Source organism: Pseudarthrobacter sp. S3 (genome assembly GCF_050156905.1).
Taxonomy (GTDB): Bacteria; Actinomycetota; Actinomycetes; order Actinomycetales; family Micrococcaceae; genus Arthrobacter.
The window spans coordinates 1,076,285-1,091,753 of the sequence record NZ_CP189583.1; the positions used below are offsets into that span (position 1 = coordinate 1,076,285).

24 protein-coding genes and 2 pseudogenes are annotated in these 15,469 nt (G+C 65.6%); 14 read left to right on the plus strand and 12 right to left on the minus strand.

Features of this window, described 5'->3' with window-relative positions; all coding sequences use genetic code 11:
• Positions 1-17 precede the first annotated feature (17 nt).
• The gene (locus ACQCSV_RS05225; RefSeq protein ID WP_354154135.1) at positions 18-335 is read right to left on the minus strand and encodes a hypothetical protein; all 318 of its coding nucleotides are present in this window, start codon (positions 333-335) and stop codon (positions 18-20) included.
• A gap of 158 nt (positions 336-493) precedes the next feature.
• Between ACQCSV_RS05225 and ACQCSV_RS05230 the strand changes: the two genes are divergently transcribed.
• The 3 genes and pseudogenes from ACQCSV_RS05230 (at position 494) to ACQCSV_RS05240 (ending at position 1,593) form a co-directional block, all read left to right on the plus strand.
• Positions 494-823 (plus strand): ArsR/SmtB family transcription factor, encoded by a 330-nt coding sequence (locus ACQCSV_RS05230; protein WP_426939240.1) that lies wholly within the window; start codon positions 494-496, stop codon positions 821-823.
• Positions 813-1,076, plus strand: a pseudogene (locus tag ACQCSV_RS05235) (SRPBCC family protein); the annotation flags it as partial. The gene ACQCSV_RS05230 and the pseudogene ACQCSV_RS05235, both read left to right, overlap by 11 nt.
• Positions 1,077-1,161: 85 nt before the next feature.
• Positions 1,162-1,593 (plus strand): TIGR03086 family metal-binding protein, encoded by a 432-nt coding sequence (locus tag ACQCSV_RS05240; protein ID WP_426939241.1) that lies wholly within the window; start codon positions 1,162-1,164, stop codon positions 1,591-1,593.
• A gap of 13 nt (positions 1,594-1,606) precedes the next feature.
• On the opposite strand, the gene ACQCSV_RS05245 is transcribed toward ACQCSV_RS05240, so the two are convergent.
• On the minus strand, positions 1,607-2,764 hold the full coding sequence (locus tag ACQCSV_RS05245; RefSeq protein WP_426939242.1) for a glutamate--cysteine ligase: 1,158 nt from the start codon (positions 2,762-2,764) through the stop codon (positions 1,607-1,609).
• A gap of 315 nt (positions 2,765-3,079) precedes the next feature.
• On the opposite strand from ACQCSV_RS05245, the gene ACQCSV_RS05250 reads away from it, so the two are divergent.
• From ACQCSV_RS05250 to ACQCSV_RS05270, 5 genes are all read left to right on the plus strand, one after another.
• On the plus strand, positions 3,080-3,475 hold the full coding sequence (locus ACQCSV_RS05250; protein WP_426939243.1) for a VOC family protein: 396 nt from the start codon (positions 3,080-3,082) through the stop codon (positions 3,473-3,475).
• Positions 3,476-3,675: 200 nt separating this feature from the next.
• Positions 3,676-4,179: a mycothiol transferase gene (locus ACQCSV_RS05255; protein ID WP_426939244.1), complete on the plus strand. Its 504-nt coding sequence runs from the start codon at positions 3,676-3,678 to the stop codon at positions 4,177-4,179.
• A gap of 91 nt (positions 4,180-4,270) precedes the next feature.
• Positions 4,271-4,777 (plus strand): N-acetyltransferase family protein, encoded by a 507-nt coding sequence (locus ACQCSV_RS05260; protein ID WP_426939245.1) that lies wholly within the window; start codon positions 4,271-4,273, stop codon positions 4,775-4,777.
• A 62-nt stretch (positions 4,778-4,839) separates the two neighbouring features.
• Positions 4,840-5,499 (plus strand): hypothetical protein, encoded by a 660-nt coding sequence (locus tag ACQCSV_RS05265; RefSeq protein ID WP_354165516.1) that lies wholly within the window; start codon positions 4,840-4,842, stop codon positions 5,497-5,499.
• A 64-nt stretch (positions 5,500-5,563) separates the two neighbouring features.
• Positions 5,564-5,899 carry a cupin domain-containing protein gene (locus tag ACQCSV_RS05270; protein WP_354154128.1) on the plus strand — a complete coding sequence of 112 codons (336 nt, stop codon included), beginning with the start codon at positions 5,564-5,566 and terminating at the stop codon, positions 5,897-5,899.
• Positions 5,900-5,945: 46 nt separating this feature from the next.
• On the opposite strand, the gene ACQCSV_RS05275 is transcribed toward ACQCSV_RS05270, so the two are convergent.
• The 6 genes from ACQCSV_RS05275 to ACQCSV_RS05300 all read right to left on the minus strand — a co-directional run bounded on the left by ACQCSV_RS05275 (position 5,946) and on the right by ACQCSV_RS05300 (position 10,847).
• A complete protein-coding gene (locus tag ACQCSV_RS05275) occupies positions 5,946-6,740 on the minus strand; it encodes an alpha/beta fold hydrolase (protein ID WP_426939246.1) in 795 nt (264 codons plus the stop codon).
• A gap of 245 nt (positions 6,741-6,985) precedes the next feature.
• Positions 6,986-7,507, minus strand: a complete 522-nt coding sequence (locus ACQCSV_RS05280) for a hypothetical protein (RefSeq protein WP_426939247.1) — start codon at positions 7,505-7,507, stop codon at positions 6,986-6,988.
• Positions 7,504-8,688 carry a serine/threonine-protein kinase gene (locus ACQCSV_RS05285; protein WP_426939248.1) on the minus strand — a complete coding sequence of 395 codons (1,185 nt, stop codon included), beginning with the start codon at positions 8,686-8,688 and terminating at the stop codon, positions 7,504-7,506. The genes ACQCSV_RS05280 and ACQCSV_RS05285 overlap by 4 nt, the downstream gene beginning before the upstream one ends.
• A 407-nt stretch (positions 8,689-9,095) precedes the next feature.
• Positions 9,096-9,722, minus strand: a complete 627-nt coding sequence (locus ACQCSV_RS05290; RefSeq protein ID WP_354222603.1) for a hypothetical protein — start codon at positions 9,720-9,722, stop codon at positions 9,096-9,098.
• Positions 9,620-10,519, minus strand: a complete 900-nt coding sequence (locus ACQCSV_RS05295) for a hypothetical protein (protein WP_354222604.1) — start codon at positions 10,517-10,519, stop codon at positions 9,620-9,622. Before ACQCSV_RS05295 ends, ACQCSV_RS05290 begins: the two co-directional genes overlap by 103 nt.
• Before the next feature lie 37 nt (positions 10,520-10,556).
• Positions 10,557-10,847 (minus strand): hypothetical protein, encoded by a 291-nt coding sequence (locus ACQCSV_RS05300; RefSeq protein WP_354154123.1) that lies wholly within the window; start codon positions 10,845-10,847, stop codon positions 10,557-10,559.
• 30 nt (positions 10,848-10,877) lie between these two features.
• On the opposite strand from ACQCSV_RS05300, the gene ACQCSV_RS05305 reads away from it, so the two are divergent.
• Positions 10,878-11,267, plus strand: a complete 390-nt coding sequence (locus ACQCSV_RS05305) for a VOC family protein (protein WP_354154122.1) — start codon at positions 10,878-10,880, stop codon at positions 11,265-11,267.
• Positions 11,268-11,318: 51 nt separating this feature from the next.
• Entirely contained in the window at positions 11,319-11,471 is a 153-nt protein-coding gene (locus ACQCSV_RS05310; protein WP_185262737.1) for an LPXTG cell wall anchor domain-containing protein, read from the plus strand.
• Here the strand turns inward: ACQCSV_RS05310 and ACQCSV_RS05315 are convergent.
• Entirely contained in the window at positions 11,449-11,832 is a 384-nt protein-coding gene (locus tag ACQCSV_RS05315; RefSeq protein WP_426939590.1) for a hypothetical protein, read from the minus strand. The genes ACQCSV_RS05310 and ACQCSV_RS05315 overlap by 23 nt on opposite strands.
• On the opposite strand from ACQCSV_RS05315, the pseudogene ACQCSV_RS05320 reads away from it, so the two are divergent.
• Positions 11,824-12,210, plus strand: a pseudogene (locus ACQCSV_RS05320) (alpha-amylase family glycosyl hydrolase); the annotation flags it as partial. The gene ACQCSV_RS05315 and the pseudogene ACQCSV_RS05320 sit on opposite strands and share 9 nt — an antisense overlap.
• Here the strand turns inward: ACQCSV_RS05320 and ACQCSV_RS05325 are convergent.
• Both ACQCSV_RS05325 and ACQCSV_RS05330 read right to left on the minus strand, forming a co-directional pair.
• A complete protein-coding gene (locus ACQCSV_RS05325; protein WP_354154228.1) occupies positions 12,103-12,366 on the minus strand; it encodes a hypothetical protein in 264 nt (87 codons plus the stop codon). The pseudogene ACQCSV_RS05320 and the gene ACQCSV_RS05325 sit on opposite strands and share 108 nt — an antisense overlap.
• A 149-nt stretch (positions 12,367-12,515) precedes the next feature.
• Positions 12,516-13,112, minus strand: coding sequence for a dihydrofolate reductase family protein (locus ACQCSV_RS05330; RefSeq protein WP_426939249.1), 597 nt, complete (start codon positions 13,110-13,112; stop codon positions 12,516-12,518).
• A gap of 122 nt (positions 13,113-13,234) precedes the next feature.
• Here ACQCSV_RS05330 and ACQCSV_RS05335 point away from each other — a divergent pair, with 122 nt between their 5' ends.
• Positions 13,235-13,378, plus strand: a complete 144-nt coding sequence (locus ACQCSV_RS05335; protein ID WP_282331639.1) for a hypothetical protein — start codon at positions 13,235-13,237, stop codon at positions 13,376-13,378.
• A gap of 27 nt (positions 13,379-13,405) precedes the next feature.
• Here ACQCSV_RS05335 and ACQCSV_RS05340 read toward each other — a convergent pair whose 3' ends face one another.
• The gene (locus tag ACQCSV_RS05340) at positions 13,406-14,056 is read right to left on the minus strand and encodes a TetR/AcrR family transcriptional regulator (protein WP_354154120.1); all 651 of its coding nucleotides are present in this window, start codon (positions 14,054-14,056) and stop codon (positions 13,406-13,408) included.
• Positions 14,057-14,119: 63 nt separating this feature from the next.
• Here ACQCSV_RS05340 and ACQCSV_RS05345 point away from each other — a divergent pair, with 63 nt between their 5' ends.
• Together ACQCSV_RS05345 and ACQCSV_RS05350 are read left to right on the plus strand one after the other, a co-directional pair.
• Positions 14,120-14,569: a nuclear transport factor 2 family protein gene (locus ACQCSV_RS05345; protein ID WP_354160223.1), complete on the plus strand. Its 450-nt coding sequence runs from the start codon at positions 14,120-14,122 to the stop codon at positions 14,567-14,569.
• A complete protein-coding gene (locus ACQCSV_RS05350) occupies positions 14,566-15,447 on the plus strand; it encodes an SDR family oxidoreductase (RefSeq protein ID WP_354160221.1) in 882 nt (293 codons plus the stop codon). Before ACQCSV_RS05345 ends, ACQCSV_RS05350 begins: the two co-directional genes overlap by 4 nt.
• The last annotated feature ends 22 nt before the right edge of the window (positions 15,448-15,469 follow it).

Sequence of the window (15,469 nt, forward strand, 5' to 3'; positions counted from 1 at the left end):
CACCCGCCGCTAAGTCACTAGCCGGATGCACGCCGGTTGCGAGCCTGGCGCGCCAGCCGGATGAAGCCGTAGACAAAGACGGCCTCGATCAGCGCCATCAGCCCGAGCAGCAGCCACTGGCCCTGGGCGATGAAGACCACGGCGCCGGTGAGGACCAGAGTGGTGCCGAGCGCTAGCGCGTACACGGCGAAGCCGAAGGCCACTTTGGCGCTGCGCACACCCGTCCGGAAGCCAAAACCCACGGGTTCGCCGCCGGGATAACCGGCCACGCGGTCCGGGACTGCGGGCTTGAGCCGGTCGAATTCAGCCCAGGGGTCCGGGTCTTGATTGCTCATGCTTCCATTATCCCGCGGTTCCCGGACCGCCCACCTCCTGTTGCTCTATCAGGTACGGCTGCTAAACCACGGTTTTGGGGACTACAAGTGGTAGAGCAAACCAGGGGAGACTCGTCGATGCCTTGCCTAATATGTTAGTCTACACTAACGTATCCAGGGTGCCCGACCTTCTCGAAACTGCCGCGGAACCGAACAGGCGCCGACTGCTCCAACTGCTGGCCCGTGGCGAGCAGTCCGTCATGGAACTGGCGTCCAACTTTGCCGTCAGCCGGTCCGCCATCTCCCAGCACCTGCTGCTGCTGGCCGACGTCGGTCTGGTGCATGCCAGGAAGGTCGGACGCAACCGGTACTACAGTCTCGACTCCGGGGGAATGCGGAGTCTAAGGGAATCCCTGGATATTTTCTGGACCGACGAACTGGATTCACTGGTGGCCGAGGCCACCACCCTGCAGCATCCAAACCTCAAGGCGAACCCTGATGACCACTGACAAGTCCGTCTTCATTCCGGTCGACCCGGACACTGCTTTTGCCCTGATCACCCGGCCGGAGCGGTTGCGGCGATGGCAGGCCGTCGCCGCGCGCGTGGACCTGCGCGTTGGTGGAGAGTACCGCTGGACCATCACGCCGGGGCAGTCCGCCGCGGGCACGTTTACGGAAATTGAACCCGGCAAGCGCGTCGTCTTCACCTGGGACTGGGAGGGGTCCACGGCCCCGGCCGCCGCTGCCTCCAAGGTCACCATCACACTGGCAGCGTCGACGGCGGGACCAACGTCCGCCTCGTCCACGAGGGCCTCAGTCTCGAAGCCGCAGCCGGCCACACCGAGGGGTGGAACCACTACTTCGGACGCCTGGCCACACTGGCCACTGCGGCAAGGCCCTGGGCGTCGCCATCGTCGACCAGCCGGATGCTGCACCGGAGGTCCGAGTCGCGGACGCCGCCCAGCCCACGCTCGAAGCGTTCCAGGTCCGCGGCCTGGAGGGAACCATCGACATGGGCTTCGCGGAACTGCCGGCCTCCATGGTGGCCAACATCCTTAACCTGGAATTCCTGGTCCACGCTTGGGACTTCGCAACGGCCACCGGCCAGGAACTGGAAGTTTCGCCGGTGCTGTCCGGCTACGTCCTGGGCCTGGCGCGAAACACCATCAGCCCGCAGATGCGCGGCAAGAGCTTCGCCGATGAACTCATGGTGGAAGAATCGGCGGCGAGTACGGACCGGCCGGTGGCGTTCACCGGCCGGCGGGTCGCGGCCAACTGATCGGCGTTGGTCGCTAAATCACGGGGCTGGGGACCAAAAGTGATAGGTCGTCCGGGGTGCTCGGCTCGTAGAAGGGCGGCTCCTGGTGCGTAATGACGACGGCGTCGCTCACCACGTCAGCCAGCCTGCCGTGGCGGGCGTAGGCCTGCCGCTGCAGCTTGGCGCCGGTTCCGTTGCTGAAGATCCGGTGCAGGGATGCCTCGACGTAGGCTTCGTCGCCTGCCTCCACCAGGGCGTCGCGGACATGGTTATGGAGCGCGGCGATGACCTTGCGGGCGGACTCCGGCTTGTGGGTCAGCGGGTTCAGCAGGTCTCCCTGGATTCCCCACCGGCTGGCCAGCCAGGAACCCTGGCGCAGGATGATGGCCGAAACCATGTCCGGCCCCTGGCCGGATTTCCATTCCCGGGCCGCGGTCTCCACCAGACCCCGGACCAGGGCGGCGATCAGGACAGTGTCGCGGGGATCGAGGCAAACATCGGACACCCGGATCTCCACGGTGGGGTGGCGGGCGGAGAGGCGGGCATCAAAATCAGGGTTGTTGACTACGCCCGTGCCGGCCAGGTCCGCCACGCGCTGGTGGTAGGCCTGGGCCGAGCCGAAGATTTCAGTCGGGCCGGCGGAGGACCACCGGTTCCAGGCCTGGGTGCGGTAGCTGGCATAGCCGCTGTCAGCGCCGTCCCAGAACGGCGAGTTGGAGGTCAACGCCATCAGTGGCGGCAGCCAGGACCTGATGCGGTCAAGGATGGCGACGCCTTCCTCGTCAGAGTCAACGGAGACATGGACGTGGCAGCCGCAGGTCAGCTGCTCACGCGCCGTAACAGCAAATTTTTCCAGCAGCGCATCATAGCGGGCGTCGCTGGTGGAATGAGGTGTCACCGCCAGCGGGGACGTGGCGAGGGCGGCGATCCTGGCGCCCGCTTTCCGTGCGAGCGAGTCCGCGAGAGCGCGGCCGGACAGTATCTCGGCGGAGAGCCCGCTCAGGGTGCTGTGCGGGTGGGTGATCACCTCGATCTGTTCCTGGTGAAGCTCGACGGCGAGCATCGGGTGCGTGGAAAGGTCCGCCGGTTCGCCCGGGTCCTGGAGACGCAGCAGGTCTGCGGCCAGGGGCAGGGGACTGCCGTTGGAGGGATCAACGATCAAAAATTCTTCTTCTACACCAAAAGTACGCACTAGCTAAGTGTGCGGCACCAAAAGCAGCCCCAGATCCACACTTGTTCCAGGCCTCCGTGGGGGCATCTGGGAGGGCCGCCTGAAGCTGTTGAAATTCCCTATATCCGCGGGTGCCCTTTCAGTTCCATAATGGCCACATAGGCTTCGGGGACGCTCGTGCCGATGATGGCTGGCGCGGCGCAGGAGAGTCCCAGGTGGCAGCTCCGGCACTTGGCGCAAGGGGCGGCCACGCGGTACCGGACAACGATGTTCCGGAGCCGCACCCGGGGGAGAGCATCGCCACCGACGCGAAAGTAAGGCACAAAGGTAATCATCATGCTCAAGGATTCAACCATCATGGCTGTCCTCGCTGCCAAGGACATCAACAGGGCGAAGGATTTCTATCGGGACAAGCTGGGCCTGGATCCGTCCGTTTCCATGGAGGACGGCAGCCTGTATTACAGCGGCGGCAACGGAACCGGTTTCCTGATCTACCAGACAGAGAATGCCGGGACGGCCAAGAACACCCAGATGGGCTGGGAAACGGACAACCTCCAAGGCGAAATGGAGGAGCTGCGGGGCCGCGGCGTCGTCTTTGAAGACTACGATTTCCCCGGCCTGAAGACGGAGAACGGCGTCGCCGACAATGACTGGGGGAAGTCCGCCTGGTTCCTCGACAGCGAAGGGAACATTCTCAACATCTCCCAGCGCACGTCGCCAGCGGCGAGCTGATTGGCGCAGGGCTGAGTGGCGCGCGAGGGGCCGCACCTGCCGCGAAGGCAAGTGCGGCCCCTCGTGCGCCACGCTAAGGAATCGACGCGGTTCGCCGCCCCAGCAAAGATGGGTAACGGTTCTATTATTCCGCGCTATCCGGCGGTGGGTCAGCGTGTAAGCATGGGGCTCAGTCAAAACGGTACGTCGAGGAGGACCTGATGAAATCCAACGAACTGCTGCTGGACGCGTTCCGCCGGATCAGGGAGACGGTGGAGGCCACTCTTGAAGGGCTCGACGACGGGTCGCTGGTCCGGCGGCCGGCGGGAACCGGCAACTCGATTGCATGGTTGGTCTGGCATCTCGCCCGCGTGGAGGACGCCCAGGTGGCCTCCGCCGCGGGCCTGGACCAGGTTTGGACGTCACAGGACTTTGCGGGCCGTTTTGGCCTCCCGCTGACAGACCGTGACACCGGCTACGGTCACTCGACCCACCAAGTCGACGCGGTGCAAGCCCGGCCGGAACTTCTCCTTGAGTACTACGACGCCGTCCACCGGCAGACCAGGAATTTCCTGGAGACTCTCACCGATGAGGACTTGGACCGCATCGTTGACAAACGTTGGGATCCGCCCGTTACCCTCGGCGTGCGGCTGGTCAGCACCCTTGCCGATTGCCTCCAGCACGTGGGGCAGGCCGCGTACGCCAAAGGGTTGAACGCCGAGTAGGGGAGAGGGCGGCTTCCCAGCATCAGGCCGTCCCGACCGGCTGGCTTCCGAGGACGAGCTGGGTAAAGGAGCAGGTGGCTACGCTGGGGCCATGGACTTTCTCATCAGGCAGGCCACCCCCGAGGACGCTGAAGCCGTGGTGCACATGCACACCCTGGCCCACGAGGAGACCTATGGGGACCGGCTGTCAGCGGAGTTCTTCCGCACGCGGCGGGCCAGCATTCCCGAACGGGTGCAACGCCGTCGGCCATATCTGGCCGGCAGCGACCCGCGGGTCATCGCCATGGGCGCCAACAATGAGGTCGTAGGACTCGCCGACTCGGGTCCTGGACGGGATGAGGACGGCCCGGAGGCGCTGGAGCTGTATTCGCTGTACACGCTCCGGCGGACGCACGGCAGCGGGCTGGGCGCCACGTTGCTGAGCGCGGCCATCGGAGAGAGTCCGGCCTATCTCTGGGTGCTGGAGAACAATCCCCGGGCGCTCGCCTTCTACCTCAAACACGGCTTTCGGCCCGACGGCGGGCGCGGGCAGCTCCCACCCGAGTGGGAAGAACTGCCCGAGATCCGCATGGTCCGTCCGGGGCGCGGCTGGTCGTGATCATGCGGACAGGGTCATTGCCGGATAAGGGGTCACTACCGCGCTGGGCCAGGATCGCCGTCGTGGTTTATCTGTCCGTGCCGGTTGCCATAGTTGGCGTTGCCCTTGTCACCGGCTCCCTCGACTTGGATCTGGATGAGACGGCCAGAGAGTGGCTGATGCGGTCCTTGATGATCCTGACGCTGCCCGTTTCGGCAGCGTATTTCGCCGTGGGCTTCCTCTTTGATTCCTCGGGTCCGCCGGCGTCGGGCGGGCTGCGGCCGACGGCGGTTTTTTACTATCTGGGACACCTCGCCCTTGCGGTGGTCAACGCAGCGCTCTTCCGATGGATCGTCCTGAGCATCCGGAGGCCCGTTCCGGCCGCCGCGACAGCAGCTGCGCCTTCCGCCGTGCCTCAGGTTCCGGTGGTGACATTTCACGGGGTCACCCGGAACGTCCGGAACCTCTGGTGGACAGTGCCTCTCGCTGTCCTGCTGAGCCTTCCGCAATGGCTCGTGGCGGGACTTGCCTGGTGCGGGATCAGCGGCTGCAGTGGCGGAGGCTTCGGGGTGTCCGCCGGGACCGAATGGTTGGCGGTCACCATGAGTGTGGTGAACGGGCTGATTCTCGCGCTGGCTGTTTTTTCAGTCCGCTGGCTGTATCCCACGCGGCGTCGCGCCCTCATTGCCCTGGCGGCCGGATCGCTGTTCGGACTTCTGGGTGCTGCGGTCACGCACGGCTGAGCACCGCCGGAACGAAGGATGAACGGCACTCGGCAAGGCCGGCAATCGTCGGTACGGTTACGTCATGCAAAAGATATCGATTGAGGCTTTGGCCCGCCAGCAGATCAGCGCCGCCGTCGCGGCTCCCAGCGGGCGGGCAGCCGACACAGCGTACGGCGGGCATGAGAAGAAACTACGCCAGACCGTCATGGCCTTCCGTGCCGGCACGCAGCTCAGCGAGCACCAGAACCCCGGCGAGGCCACGGTCTACGTGGTGAAAGGATCGGTCTGGCTCAGGGCGGGCGGGGAATCGTGGCAGGGCAAGGCCGGGGATCTGCTGATCGTGCCGGACGGGCTGCACAGTCTTGAAGCGGAAGAGGACTCGGCGGTGCTGTTCACGGTGGTCAAGACGGACCGCTAGAGAACACGGCGGCTCCGCTGAGTTGGGTGCTGGGCTGGTGCTTGACTCACCCGAGCGAGGCGAGGAACGCCGTCGTATCTTCTGCCACCTGCTCCGGACACTCCCACAGCACCAGGTGCGCCACCTCGGGGTAGACCTTCAGGACGGAACCGGGGATCCGGGCGGCCAGGGTTTCCTGATCGGCGCGTGGCAGCAAGCTGTCCCCGGCGCCCCACAGGATCAGCGTGGGCGTCTGGATGGTTCCCGATTCCGTGGGTGGGGTAGCTGAACATAGGCCGTTCAGGATGCCTTTCCACACGTGGGCCGGCATCCTGAGACCGTCGCGCACACGGTCCTCGAGGAACCACTGCGGAACCTCGTGCAGCAGGGGAAACCAGGCCAGGGAATCCCGGACCCAGGCCTCGTCGAGGGGGTCCGTCAGGCGGTCCACTTCATCGGCGAAGGCGGGCCGCCCGTGGAGGCTCAAGGGCGCGCCCACTAGCACGAGTGCCGCAACCTTCTGGGGATGGGCGATGGCCAGCTGCTGGGCGACGTAACCGCCGCTGGAGGAGCCGACGACGGCGGCGCTCGTCACGTCGAGGGCGTCCAGGACCGCTGCCGCGTCCTCGGCCTGTTCCGCCAGGGAGTAACCACCCTCTGGTTTGTCCGCCTCGCCTTGCCCGCGCAGGTCCGGGGCGTAGACCCTGAACCCGGTCAGCAGCGGTATCAGGAGGTCAAAGCGGCCGCTTGACTCGCCCCATGCGTGTAGCAGCAGCACCGGCGTCGCATCGGCGTCGCCGTGGATTAGACACGGTACCGTGATGCCCGTGCGGAGCCTGGGATACCGGACTTCGGAGTCCATGGAATCAGGCTACGCCACGGGCTGCGCGGCCGGCCGCGAGCACCCGAGCCACGTCCGGGTCGCCGACTCGGCGGAGGACGTAGTGCAGGACCCGTTCGTGCTGGGCAGCATGCGGGAGATGAACTCGGCTTCCCGATGCAACATCATCACGCTGCCCTCGCTCGTTTGCGGCCCCGTTTCCCCCTACCCCTCATGTTTCCGCGGTGTTCTACCGCACGCAAAGAACCGTGACGGACGGCAAATACTCAGCCGTTCTTATTTTTGCCTTTGCCCTCGCCTTTTGCCGGTTCGGGTGCAGGGGCTGGTGCAGGTACCGGCACGACGGGCGCCGTGTATTCCTGGGCGGCCTGCGCGGCGGCTTCCGCGTCCGCCTTGGTCTTCGCCGCTTCTGCCGCGGCAGCCGCTGCTTCGTCAGCTGCTTTCGCTGCCGCTGCGGCGGCTTCTGCGGCGGCTTTGAGGTCGGCCCTGACAGCGGTGATGCTGGTCACGATGCTCCGGCGCCGTTCTTCGGAAACCCGACCGCTGCCGGCTGCGGACGCCACGTCCGTTTCCAGGCTGTCCAGCGTCTTGAGCGCGGCAGCGTGATCGGCTGCAGCCGCTGCCTGGCTCACGCCGAGCACGAGTTCCTGGAGCTTTTGGGCGGTGTCGCGCTGCAGGCCGGTATCGGCCGGGCCGCAGCCGGCGAGCGCCGCCGCCAGCATCACGGTGACGGCAAGGCCGGCTCCCCGGGCGCCGGCGCGCTTGCCCCTGGAATGGGGGCGGGTCATGGTTCCACACTCTTCTGAAGTTCCAGGAGGTGGTCGCCCAGCGTGCCGCTTACAGCAGGGTAAGTGACGACGCCGGATGTGGCCTCTGGCGCCTGGCCCGCTGTCAGTACCGCGGCCCCGCCCGCCAGCGCGAGTACAACCGGGATGGCCACTGCCCAGAGCCGCGCCTTCTGTCCGGCACGGAACGACTTCCGCCGGCGCCTTCCCCGAGGGTCGCGGCGCTGATCGGCACCCGGCGCAGGCCCCGTCTTGGCTGTGACGGACGGCGTCCTGAACGGCATGGCCGGCAGCACACGCGTGGTTTCCGGTACTAGTTCGCCGGGAGTGGACGTCGGCGAGACAAGGGCCTTCCGCAGCACCGTCTCGACGTCCGCTGCTGCTGGGCGTTCCAGCGGCTCGATTGCAGTCATGGCGCGGATCAGGTCGGTCCACTCGGAGGGGAGATCCGTGGGAATGCTGGGCGCGCGGTGCAGCCTGGCCACGGCGGATTCCACAGCGCTGCCGGGGTATTCCATCGTCTGTTTGATGCATTCGAGCAGGACCAGCCCCAGTGAGTAGATGTCTGTGGCAGGGGTGAGGGGGGAGCCCACGGCCTGTTCGGGGCTGAGGTACGCTGCGGTGCCCACCATTGCTCCAGTTGCGGTTAGGCGGGTTGCGTCGGCGATTCGTGCTATGCCGAAGTCGGCCACCTTGGCCCGCAGGGGCTCCCCGGGCCGGGTCTGCACCAAGAGGATGTTGCCCGGCTTGATATCGCGGTGGAGGATGCCAAGGCCGTGGACATAGGCGAGTGCGTCAGCGATGCCGGCGCCTATGACGGCGAGCTCGTCCAGTGGGATCTCGCTGTGCCTGATCCGGCTGCGCAGATCCTGTCCCTCCACCAGTTCCATCGTCAGGAAGGGGCGGGGTTCATCCGGGATGCGTGCGTCAACGCCGACGTCGAACAATGTCACGAGGCTGGGATGGTTCAGCGTTGCCAGCAGCGTGATCTCAGCTTGCTGGCGTTTCAACTCGTCTGCGTCCGGGGCCTGGGGTGCGAAAAGCTTCAACGCCACGTCCCGGCCCAGGTTCTCGTCCCGAGCGCAGTAGACGGACGACATGCCGCCGCGGCCGATCACCTCGCCCAGCCGATAACGTCCGCCCAGCACTTCAGTCCTGCTGGCGCTGCGCGATTCCGCCACCATATCCGTTCCTCCCGGTGCACTGCGGCACTATTACCTAAAATCATAAGGCAACTTACTATGTTCGGGAGCTTCTTCGAATCACGGCAGCCCGTAGACGCCAATCCGTTTGTGTCCGTGGCTACGAATTGTGTCCGAAGCGATGTCTCCCGGCCGGGTGAGGCGCTGTCAAGGACGATTCCGGCAGGCGAAGAGTTCCCGGAGCGCAGCGTGTGTTCTGGGCCGCGATGGCGCAGAGCGGGCACCATCAGCGCCGGCGCCACGCAGGCCACTACTTCAGGCCGGGGCTGGGCATGACCGGCCCGGCGGCCGTGGATTACATCCTGTCGAGCCAGCCGAGCCTGGTCTGACCGTCCTGTCGAGGAGTGCCCGCGGCGTGAGGTGCGCCGGTCCTCCCGGTCCAGCCTGTCTCAGCCCGCGGTTGTGGTCGGAACTGGCGTGGGAGCGACCGGTGCTGGTTGGGTCGGCTCCGTGGTGGGAGCTACTTGCACGGGGCTGCTTTCCGGTGCCGCCCCGCCGGTGGCAGGCGCCGGGGGAGGGGGCGCCGCCGTCGTCGTTCCGGACGGCAAGGATGCCGGGGCGGTGGCGCCCGAAGTGGGCGCGGCGCTTGATCCGGCCGTTGAGCCGGGTGACGGGGTGGCTGGTGTGGACGGCGTCGTGGAGGTGCCGGTTCCCTTTGTGGCGTTGGGGTCGCTTTGGATGATCTCCTTGATCTGTTCCCTGAATGCGTTAAGGCGTCCCTGGATTTCGGACAGGGGGACGTTCTGGAGGTTCCGTCCGAATTCAGCAATTTCGGCCCATAGGGCATTGAGCCTGGCCGTTCCGCCGTCACTCAGCGGCCCGTCGAGCGTGAGAACGAGCTGACTGGCCACTGCGTACGTCAGGCAGCGGAGGCAGTTGTAATTGGCGGCCGCGGACAGATTCTCCGGCACGATCACATCCGCCTGACCCACGATGAGCACCACCTGGAAGCCCACAGCCACGGCAGCGCAGTCGGCGCAGCTGGCGAACGCATAGGCCTCGTTGGTGGTGTCCACGTTGAACGGGAATACCCACGACGGCGCCGGGGCGGAACCGGCCGTGGTGCCAGCCGCGCTGTCCCGGCCCCGGCAGGAGCGGTGCGGGGCATCAGGACCGTGCTGAGCTGGGGGTTTTCCCGCGTCGGCTTCGCTGCTCCTGCGGGCCACAGGGCCACCCTCTTCCCGGTCCCGCCTTCCCGCAGGGCGGAGTACGCCGCCGTCGGAAATACGGCTGTGGTGACGTCGGCCAGAGTGCCGCGTTCGTACGGCTGCACCGGCCGATAGGTGTCTGCTCCGGGCCACCAGGCCCAGGCCAGCCCGGCGGTCACCGCTGCGATGGCGGCCATTGCTACGGCCCGCTGCCGCGTCTTGCCGCGGGTTTTCTGCCAGAGTCCGGTGGTCAGCTGCCGGACCAGCCGGAGCAGGATGTAGCCAACGCCCAGGATGGGAAGTACGACGGCGGCGATCGCCAGGGTGCGCACCGCGGCTCCGGCGATGTCCCCGGCCGCCAGGCTTTCGGACAATTCCGACTGCTGTTTCAGGACGCTGGCCCATGCCGTGCCCAGGAGCCGCGGCAGCGAGAGGACCGTCATGACCAGGCTAAGTACCAGCAGTGGCACCGTGACCAGCACCCAGACCGTGACCACTGCCCGTGCCCATGGCTTGAGCGCCTGGGCTGCGGGGTCCGTCCGGCGCCACGGCAGCAGTCCCAGCAGGGTCGGTTTGATGCGCTGGAAGAGGTCCGGAACTCCGGTGGCGTCGGCCAGGATGTGGTAACTGTCAAACCGCACCAACGGAAGCAGCTGCCGGATCATCTGGAGAATTTGGGTGACCACCACCAGCAACAGGGCGTCAAAGCCGGTGGCCCACCAGACACCAGAGGCCGGCTCCCATGGCTCCCGGTGTTGCGCCGCCACGGCGTGCGGCGGCAGCGTGGCCGAACTCGTGGAAACCCGCGGACAGGACAGCCACGGCCAGGACCAGCAGCACAAGGGCCGGGTTGGCGAACGCATCGTGGGTTGCGGAGGCGAGGCCCTTGACCATGAGCACCCACCAGCACGCGGCGATGACGGCTGCGCACACGGCCGCGACGATGAGTGGGTTGAAGAGCGAAGCAAAGACTGTTGAGTGTTCGTTGCGCACAGTACATCCGGCGGCGGTAGTGTGAGGCGCATGGAGATGCGCCTTGAAGTTGTCCAGGTACCTGTGGCCGATGTCGACAGGTCGAAGTCGTTTTATACGGAGAAGCTGGGCTTTGTCCTAGACCACGATGTGGAGCACATCCCGGGAATGCGAGTCGTGCAGCTGACGCCGCCGGGTTCGGCCGCCTCGATAGTCATTGGTACAGGAATGACGAGCATGACGCCGGGCAGCCTCGAGGGCCTGCAGCTCGTGGTGCCCGACATTGGCGGGGTCCGGGCCGAGCTCGTCCGCCGGGGTGCCGAGGTCAGCGAAATACAGGACATGGGCGGAGTGCAGTTTGCGTACTTTGCTGACCCGGATGGCAACCGCTGGGTCATCCAGGGCGCAACACCATCGGAGGTACGGGACGCGCACCTCTGATCGGGGCCGTGTCATGGACCGCCGGTACCGGCGGGGGCGTAGGATGCCGCTATGGGACTAATAATTGGGCTTCTGGTCATCTGGCTTGTTCTGTCGATCGTAGGCTTTGCCGTGAAGGGCCTCATTTGGCTGGCTATCATCGGCCTCATCCTGTTCGTCGCGACGGGCGTGTGGGGCTGGGTCAAGCGCAAGGCCAACGCCTGACGAAGGGGATGACGCGGACCTTCCTCGAAAGCGGTGGGTTATCCGTTAAGGGCATCAGCGCCATGAACGAACCTGACTGGGTCCAGCACGCCATCTGGTGGCAGGGGCACACCATCGCGGACTGCGCATACTGCTCGACGGCGTCTTCAACCACACCGGGCGCTCCTTTGCGCCGTACCAAAATGTCCTCGTACGCGGGCCGGAGGCGGACACTGCCTCGTGATTCTTGCTGGAGTGGCCCGAGGGTGCTGTTCCCGGCGTCGAACCCGCGTACCGCGACTTCGAAGGCCACCACCACCTCATGGCGCTCAACCATGACGAGCCAGCTGTCGCCGATTTCGTAGTCGAGGTCATGGAGCACTGGCTGCGCCGGGGTTCGGACGGCTGGCGACTCGACGCCGCCTATGCCGTCCCGTCCTCGTTCTGGGCCCCGGTCACCGCGCGCGTCCGGTCATCCCATCCGGACGCGTACTTCGTGGGCGAGTACATCCACGGCGACTATGCAGCCGAGGTTCGGTCCGGCGGACTCGATTCCGCCACGCAACACGAGCTCTGGAAGTCCGTCTGGAGTTCGCTCAACGACGCGAACTTCTTCGAACTCGCAGCCGCATTCGAACGACACAACGCACTCCTAGGCTCCTACGCACCGCTTACCTTCATCGGCAACCACGACGTCACCCGCATCGCGAGCAAGCTCACCGACGCAGCACTCGTGCCGCACGCCGTCGTCGTCCTGCTCAAGGGTGGCGGAACGCCGTCCATCTACTACGGCGACGAGCAAGGCTACCGGGGCGTCAAGGAGGACAGGGCAGGGGGCGACGACGACGTGAGGCCAATCTTCCCGTCCTCCCCCGGCCAGCTCTCGGCCCTGGGAGGACCTATCTTCGCCGTGCACCAGGAGCTCATCGGGGTGCGCCTCCGTCGTCGCCGGACAGGCGACCGTCGATGTCGGTGCGGACGCCGTCCTCGTGCCGCCGCGGGGATGGGCCGTCCTGGGCTAAGACGGTTGCGAGTGGCCGCTCTATCTGAGGTTGCGGCCGCCTTTCAGCGGACCACTCGATACCGCACGTGCGTCACGAGGCCGGTGCCGCTTACTTCCGTCGGCTCAAGCGTGACGTTCCCGACGCCGTCGAGCAGCCGTTCGCCCGCTCCCAGGATCAGGGGCGAGATGTGGAGCCGCAGTTCGTCCATCAGCCCCGCCGAGAGGTATTGCCGGGCGGTCTTCGCTCCGCCGGCAATGGCCACGTCCTTGCTGCCGGCGGCCTCCCGAGCCTGGGCAAGCGCCGATTCGATCCCGTCGGTCACGAAGTTGAACGTGGTGCCGCCCTGCAACTCCAGGGGCTCGCGTGGGTGATGGGTGAGGACGAAAACCGGTGCGTGGTAGGGCGGCTCCTCGCCCCACCAGCCCCGCCAGTCCTCATCCCACGGCGCTGGCCCGGGCCCTGCGAACATGTTCCGTCCCATGGTGAAAGCGCCGGCAGCGAGGATGCCCTCGATCGCTGCGGCATGGGCCTCAGGTTCCTCGAACTGCCACCTGTGAAGCAGCTCGCCATTCTCGCCCAAGGGCTCCGCGGTGCTTTGGTTCGGTCCGGCAAGGAAGCCGTCAAGGGAGATGGTCAGATCGCAAGTGACTCGGCTCATTCGCCCATCATGCCACCTGCAGCGAATCTGATCCCCACATACTGGCATTGCCGCCGGCAAGAGGCCGTAGCTCCACCGTGTCCTAGGATCAACTCCCGCCGTGGCACACATAAGCTCGGTATATGGGCAAAAACCAGCACAGCGAGTTGGAAGGGCAGACCTCCATTAACGAGTTGCTCGACAAGCCCATCGGCGACTCCCATATCCAGCTGGTGCTGCCCATCCATGTCCAACTCCGGCCCGGGGAATTCCGCCGCGTGTCCTGAGGCGGTGGAGAACTGCCGTAGCAGTGTTTATTGGTGCCGCTCCGGGAGCAGGGAGACGATCATAAAGCGGGTGACGTACTGTGCAAACCGTGGCAGGGACCAGCCTCGCTTCATCACCAGCAGTTCGTAGAGTTCCGCTGAGCTGCAGACCCAGAGTATGTCGGTCGCCTCGTCCTCGGTAACGTCCTGGCGGAGGTAGCCGCGGCCCTTGAGGTACCGGGTGTGGTGCCGCATCCGTTTGAGGCGCTCGCTGTCGATCTCATCGAGCAGGTGTGCCATTTCCTGATCGTTGATGGCGGCCGAACGCATTAGCAGCCGGATCGGGGTGACCAGTGCAGCTACTTCGGCCGTGAGGAGCCCCCACTCACGCATGACGGTCTTTGGATCGCTCTCGTGTTCGCGCATGTCGTCGGAGCGCTCGTAGGCGGGGACGGGTCCGGAACCGGCCAGGCCCCGCTCATAGATGGCGCGGACCAGCCCCGCCTTGCCACCGAAAGCCTTGTAGACCGTCTCGACTGAAACGCCGGCCTCTGCGGCCATGGCGGCTAATGTGGCGCCCGCGTACCCGAGTTCGCGGAACTGCCGCTCGGCTGCCTGAAGGATGGCTTCCCTGTTGCGTCGGGCCTGTTCCAACCGGCCGCTGGAGTCGTAGCGACGTTTGCTCTTGACGTTTGCCATTATTCGTTCCATGCTGAAGTATCAGATACAGACCACTGTATCAGAATCATTCGAGGAGTAGGAATGATCACCACAGCAGATGCCGCCGGAAAAATGCCGGAGCGCTTGCTTCGCTCAATAAACGCCCACAAACTGGACGATCTGGTGGCATGCTTCGCCGACGATTACGTCAATGAGACCCCTGCCCACCCTCAGCGGGGTTTCCGCGGACGGGATCAAGTGCGTCGAAACTGGACTGAGATCTTTTCCCAGGTTCCGGATATCCGCGCACGGGTGCACAGCACCGGGGGTCAGGGCGACACCCTGTGGACAGAGTGGGAGATGTCCGGGAGACGAAACGATGGCGCACCGTTCCTGATGCGGGGTGTGGTCATCTTCTTCATTATTGACGGGCTCATTTCCGCGGCCAGGTTCTACCTTGAGCCGGTGGAGGACGTCGGCGGCGGCGTGGACGCAGCAGTGAGCCGGGTGGTGGGCAAGACTCCCGAATCCAGAGAGAAGGAAACATCATGATTCTTGTCGTGGGGGCCACCGGGCAGCTGGGTGGCCTCATAGCTCAAACCTTGCTTGATGAGGGGTTCCACGTGCGCGTCCTGGTGCGCGAACGTTCGGCATACGACGCCATTGTGAGCGCAGGCGCTGAACCTGTGACCGGTGACCTGAAGGATCCCCCCTCACTTCTGGCGGCCTGCGCCGGGATCGACACGGTAGTTACAACAGCCAACTCATCCGCCCGTGGAGGCAGCGACACCGTGGATTCGGTGGATCGCATCGGCAACCGGAACCTGATCGAGGCGGCCGTCGACGCCGGCGTCCGGCGCTTCGTCTTCGTCTCCAACCTGGGTGCCAGCCCCGACAGCCCTATCGCCTTCATGGCCGCCAAAGGCGAGACCGAGCAGCTGCTTCGCAGCAGCGGAATGTCCTGGACCATTGTTCAGCCCAACCTCTTCATGGATAAGTTGCCGGTCATGGTGGTTGGCGTGCCGGCACTGACGGGTCAGGCGGTCACTCTCGTGGGGGAGGGGCGGCGGGTCCATTCGCTGGTGGCAATGCGCGATGTGGCACAGTATGTGCTGGCCGTCGTGAAGCATCCGGAGCAGGATGGCCAGCTGCTGGTCATCGGCGGCCCGGAGCCCGTCTCCTGGCGTGATGTGGTGACGGCATTCGAGCTCGAACTCGGGCTGCGGATTCCCGTGCAGACCGTTCCCCCGGGGCAACCGGTCCCCGGCCTGCCCGATCTGCTCAGCGGATTTCTCGCACTGCTGGAGACCTACGACTCACGGCTCGATGCGACCGAACTGAGCACGCGCTACGCAGTGGTGCCCACCACCCTTCAGGCCTGGGTGCACCGCTTTGTGCAGGAGTCCGCGGACACCTTCAAAAAGGCGTAATCCTGGCTGGGTGAGGCTCCCC

What these genes read in the sequence shown, in the direction of transcription:
- ACQCSV_RS05225 (WP_354154135.1), bottom strand. Translation starts at nt 335, where the DNA reads ATGAGCAATCAAGACCCGGACCCCTGGGCTGAATTCGACCGGCTCAAG.
- ACQCSV_RS05250 (WP_426939243.1), top strand. Translation starts at nt 3,080, where the DNA reads ATGCTCAAGGATTCAACCATCATGGCTGTCCTCGCTGCCAAGGACATC.
- ACQCSV_RS05255 (WP_426939244.1), top strand. Translation starts at nt 3,676, where the DNA reads ATGAAATCCAACGAACTGCTGCTGGACGCGTTCCGCCGGATCAGGGAG.
- ACQCSV_RS05260 (WP_426939245.1), top strand. Translation starts at nt 4,271, where the DNA reads ATGGACTTTCTCATCAGGCAGGCCACCCCCGAGGACGCTGAAGCCGTG.
- ACQCSV_RS05270 (WP_354154128.1), top strand. Translation starts at nt 5,564, where the DNA reads ATGCAAAAGATATCGATTGAGGCTTTGGCCCGCCAGCAGATCAGCGCC.
- ACQCSV_RS05275 (WP_426939246.1), bottom strand. Translation starts at nt 6,740, where the DNA reads ATGGACTCCGAAGTCCGGTATCCCAGGCTCCGCACGGGCATCACGGTA.
- ACQCSV_RS05280 (WP_426939247.1), bottom strand. Translation starts at nt 7,507, where the DNA reads ATGACCCGCCCCCATTCCAGGGGCAAGCGCGCCGGCGCCCGGGGAGCC.
- ACQCSV_RS05285 (WP_426939248.1), bottom strand. Translation starts at nt 8,688, where the DNA reads ATGGTGGCGGAATCGCGCAGCGCCAGCAGGACTGAAGTGCTGGGCGGA.
- ACQCSV_RS05295 (WP_354222604.1), bottom strand. Translation starts at nt 10,519, where the DNA reads ATGATCCGGCAGCTGCTTCCGTTGGTGCGGTTTGACAGTTACCACATC.
- ACQCSV_RS05305 (WP_354154122.1), top strand. Translation starts at nt 10,878, where the DNA reads ATGGAGATGCGCCTTGAAGTTGTCCAGGTACCTGTGGCCGATGTCGAC.
- ACQCSV_RS05310 (WP_185262737.1), top strand. Translation starts at nt 11,319, where the DNA reads ATGGGACTAATAATTGGGCTTCTGGTCATCTGGCTTGTTCTGTCGATC.
- ACQCSV_RS05330 (WP_426939249.1), bottom strand. Translation starts at nt 13,112, where the DNA reads ATGAGCCGAGTCACTTGCGATCTGACCATCTCCCTTGACGGCTTCCTT.
- ACQCSV_RS05335 (WP_282331639.1), top strand. Translation starts at nt 13,235, where the DNA reads ATGGGCAAAAACCAGCACAGCGAGTTGGAAGGGCAGACCTCCATTAAC.
- ACQCSV_RS05340 (WP_354154120.1), bottom strand. Translation starts at nt 14,056, where the DNA reads ATGGCAAACGTCAAGAGCAAACGTCGCTACGACTCCAGCGGCCGGTTG.
- ACQCSV_RS05345 (WP_354160223.1), top strand. Translation starts at nt 14,120, where the DNA reads ATGATCACCACAGCAGATGCCGCCGGAAAAATGCCGGAGCGCTTGCTT.
- ACQCSV_RS05350 (WP_354160221.1), top strand. Translation starts at nt 14,566, where the DNA reads ATGATTCTTGTCGTGGGGGCCACCGGGCAGCTGGGTGGCCTCATAGCT.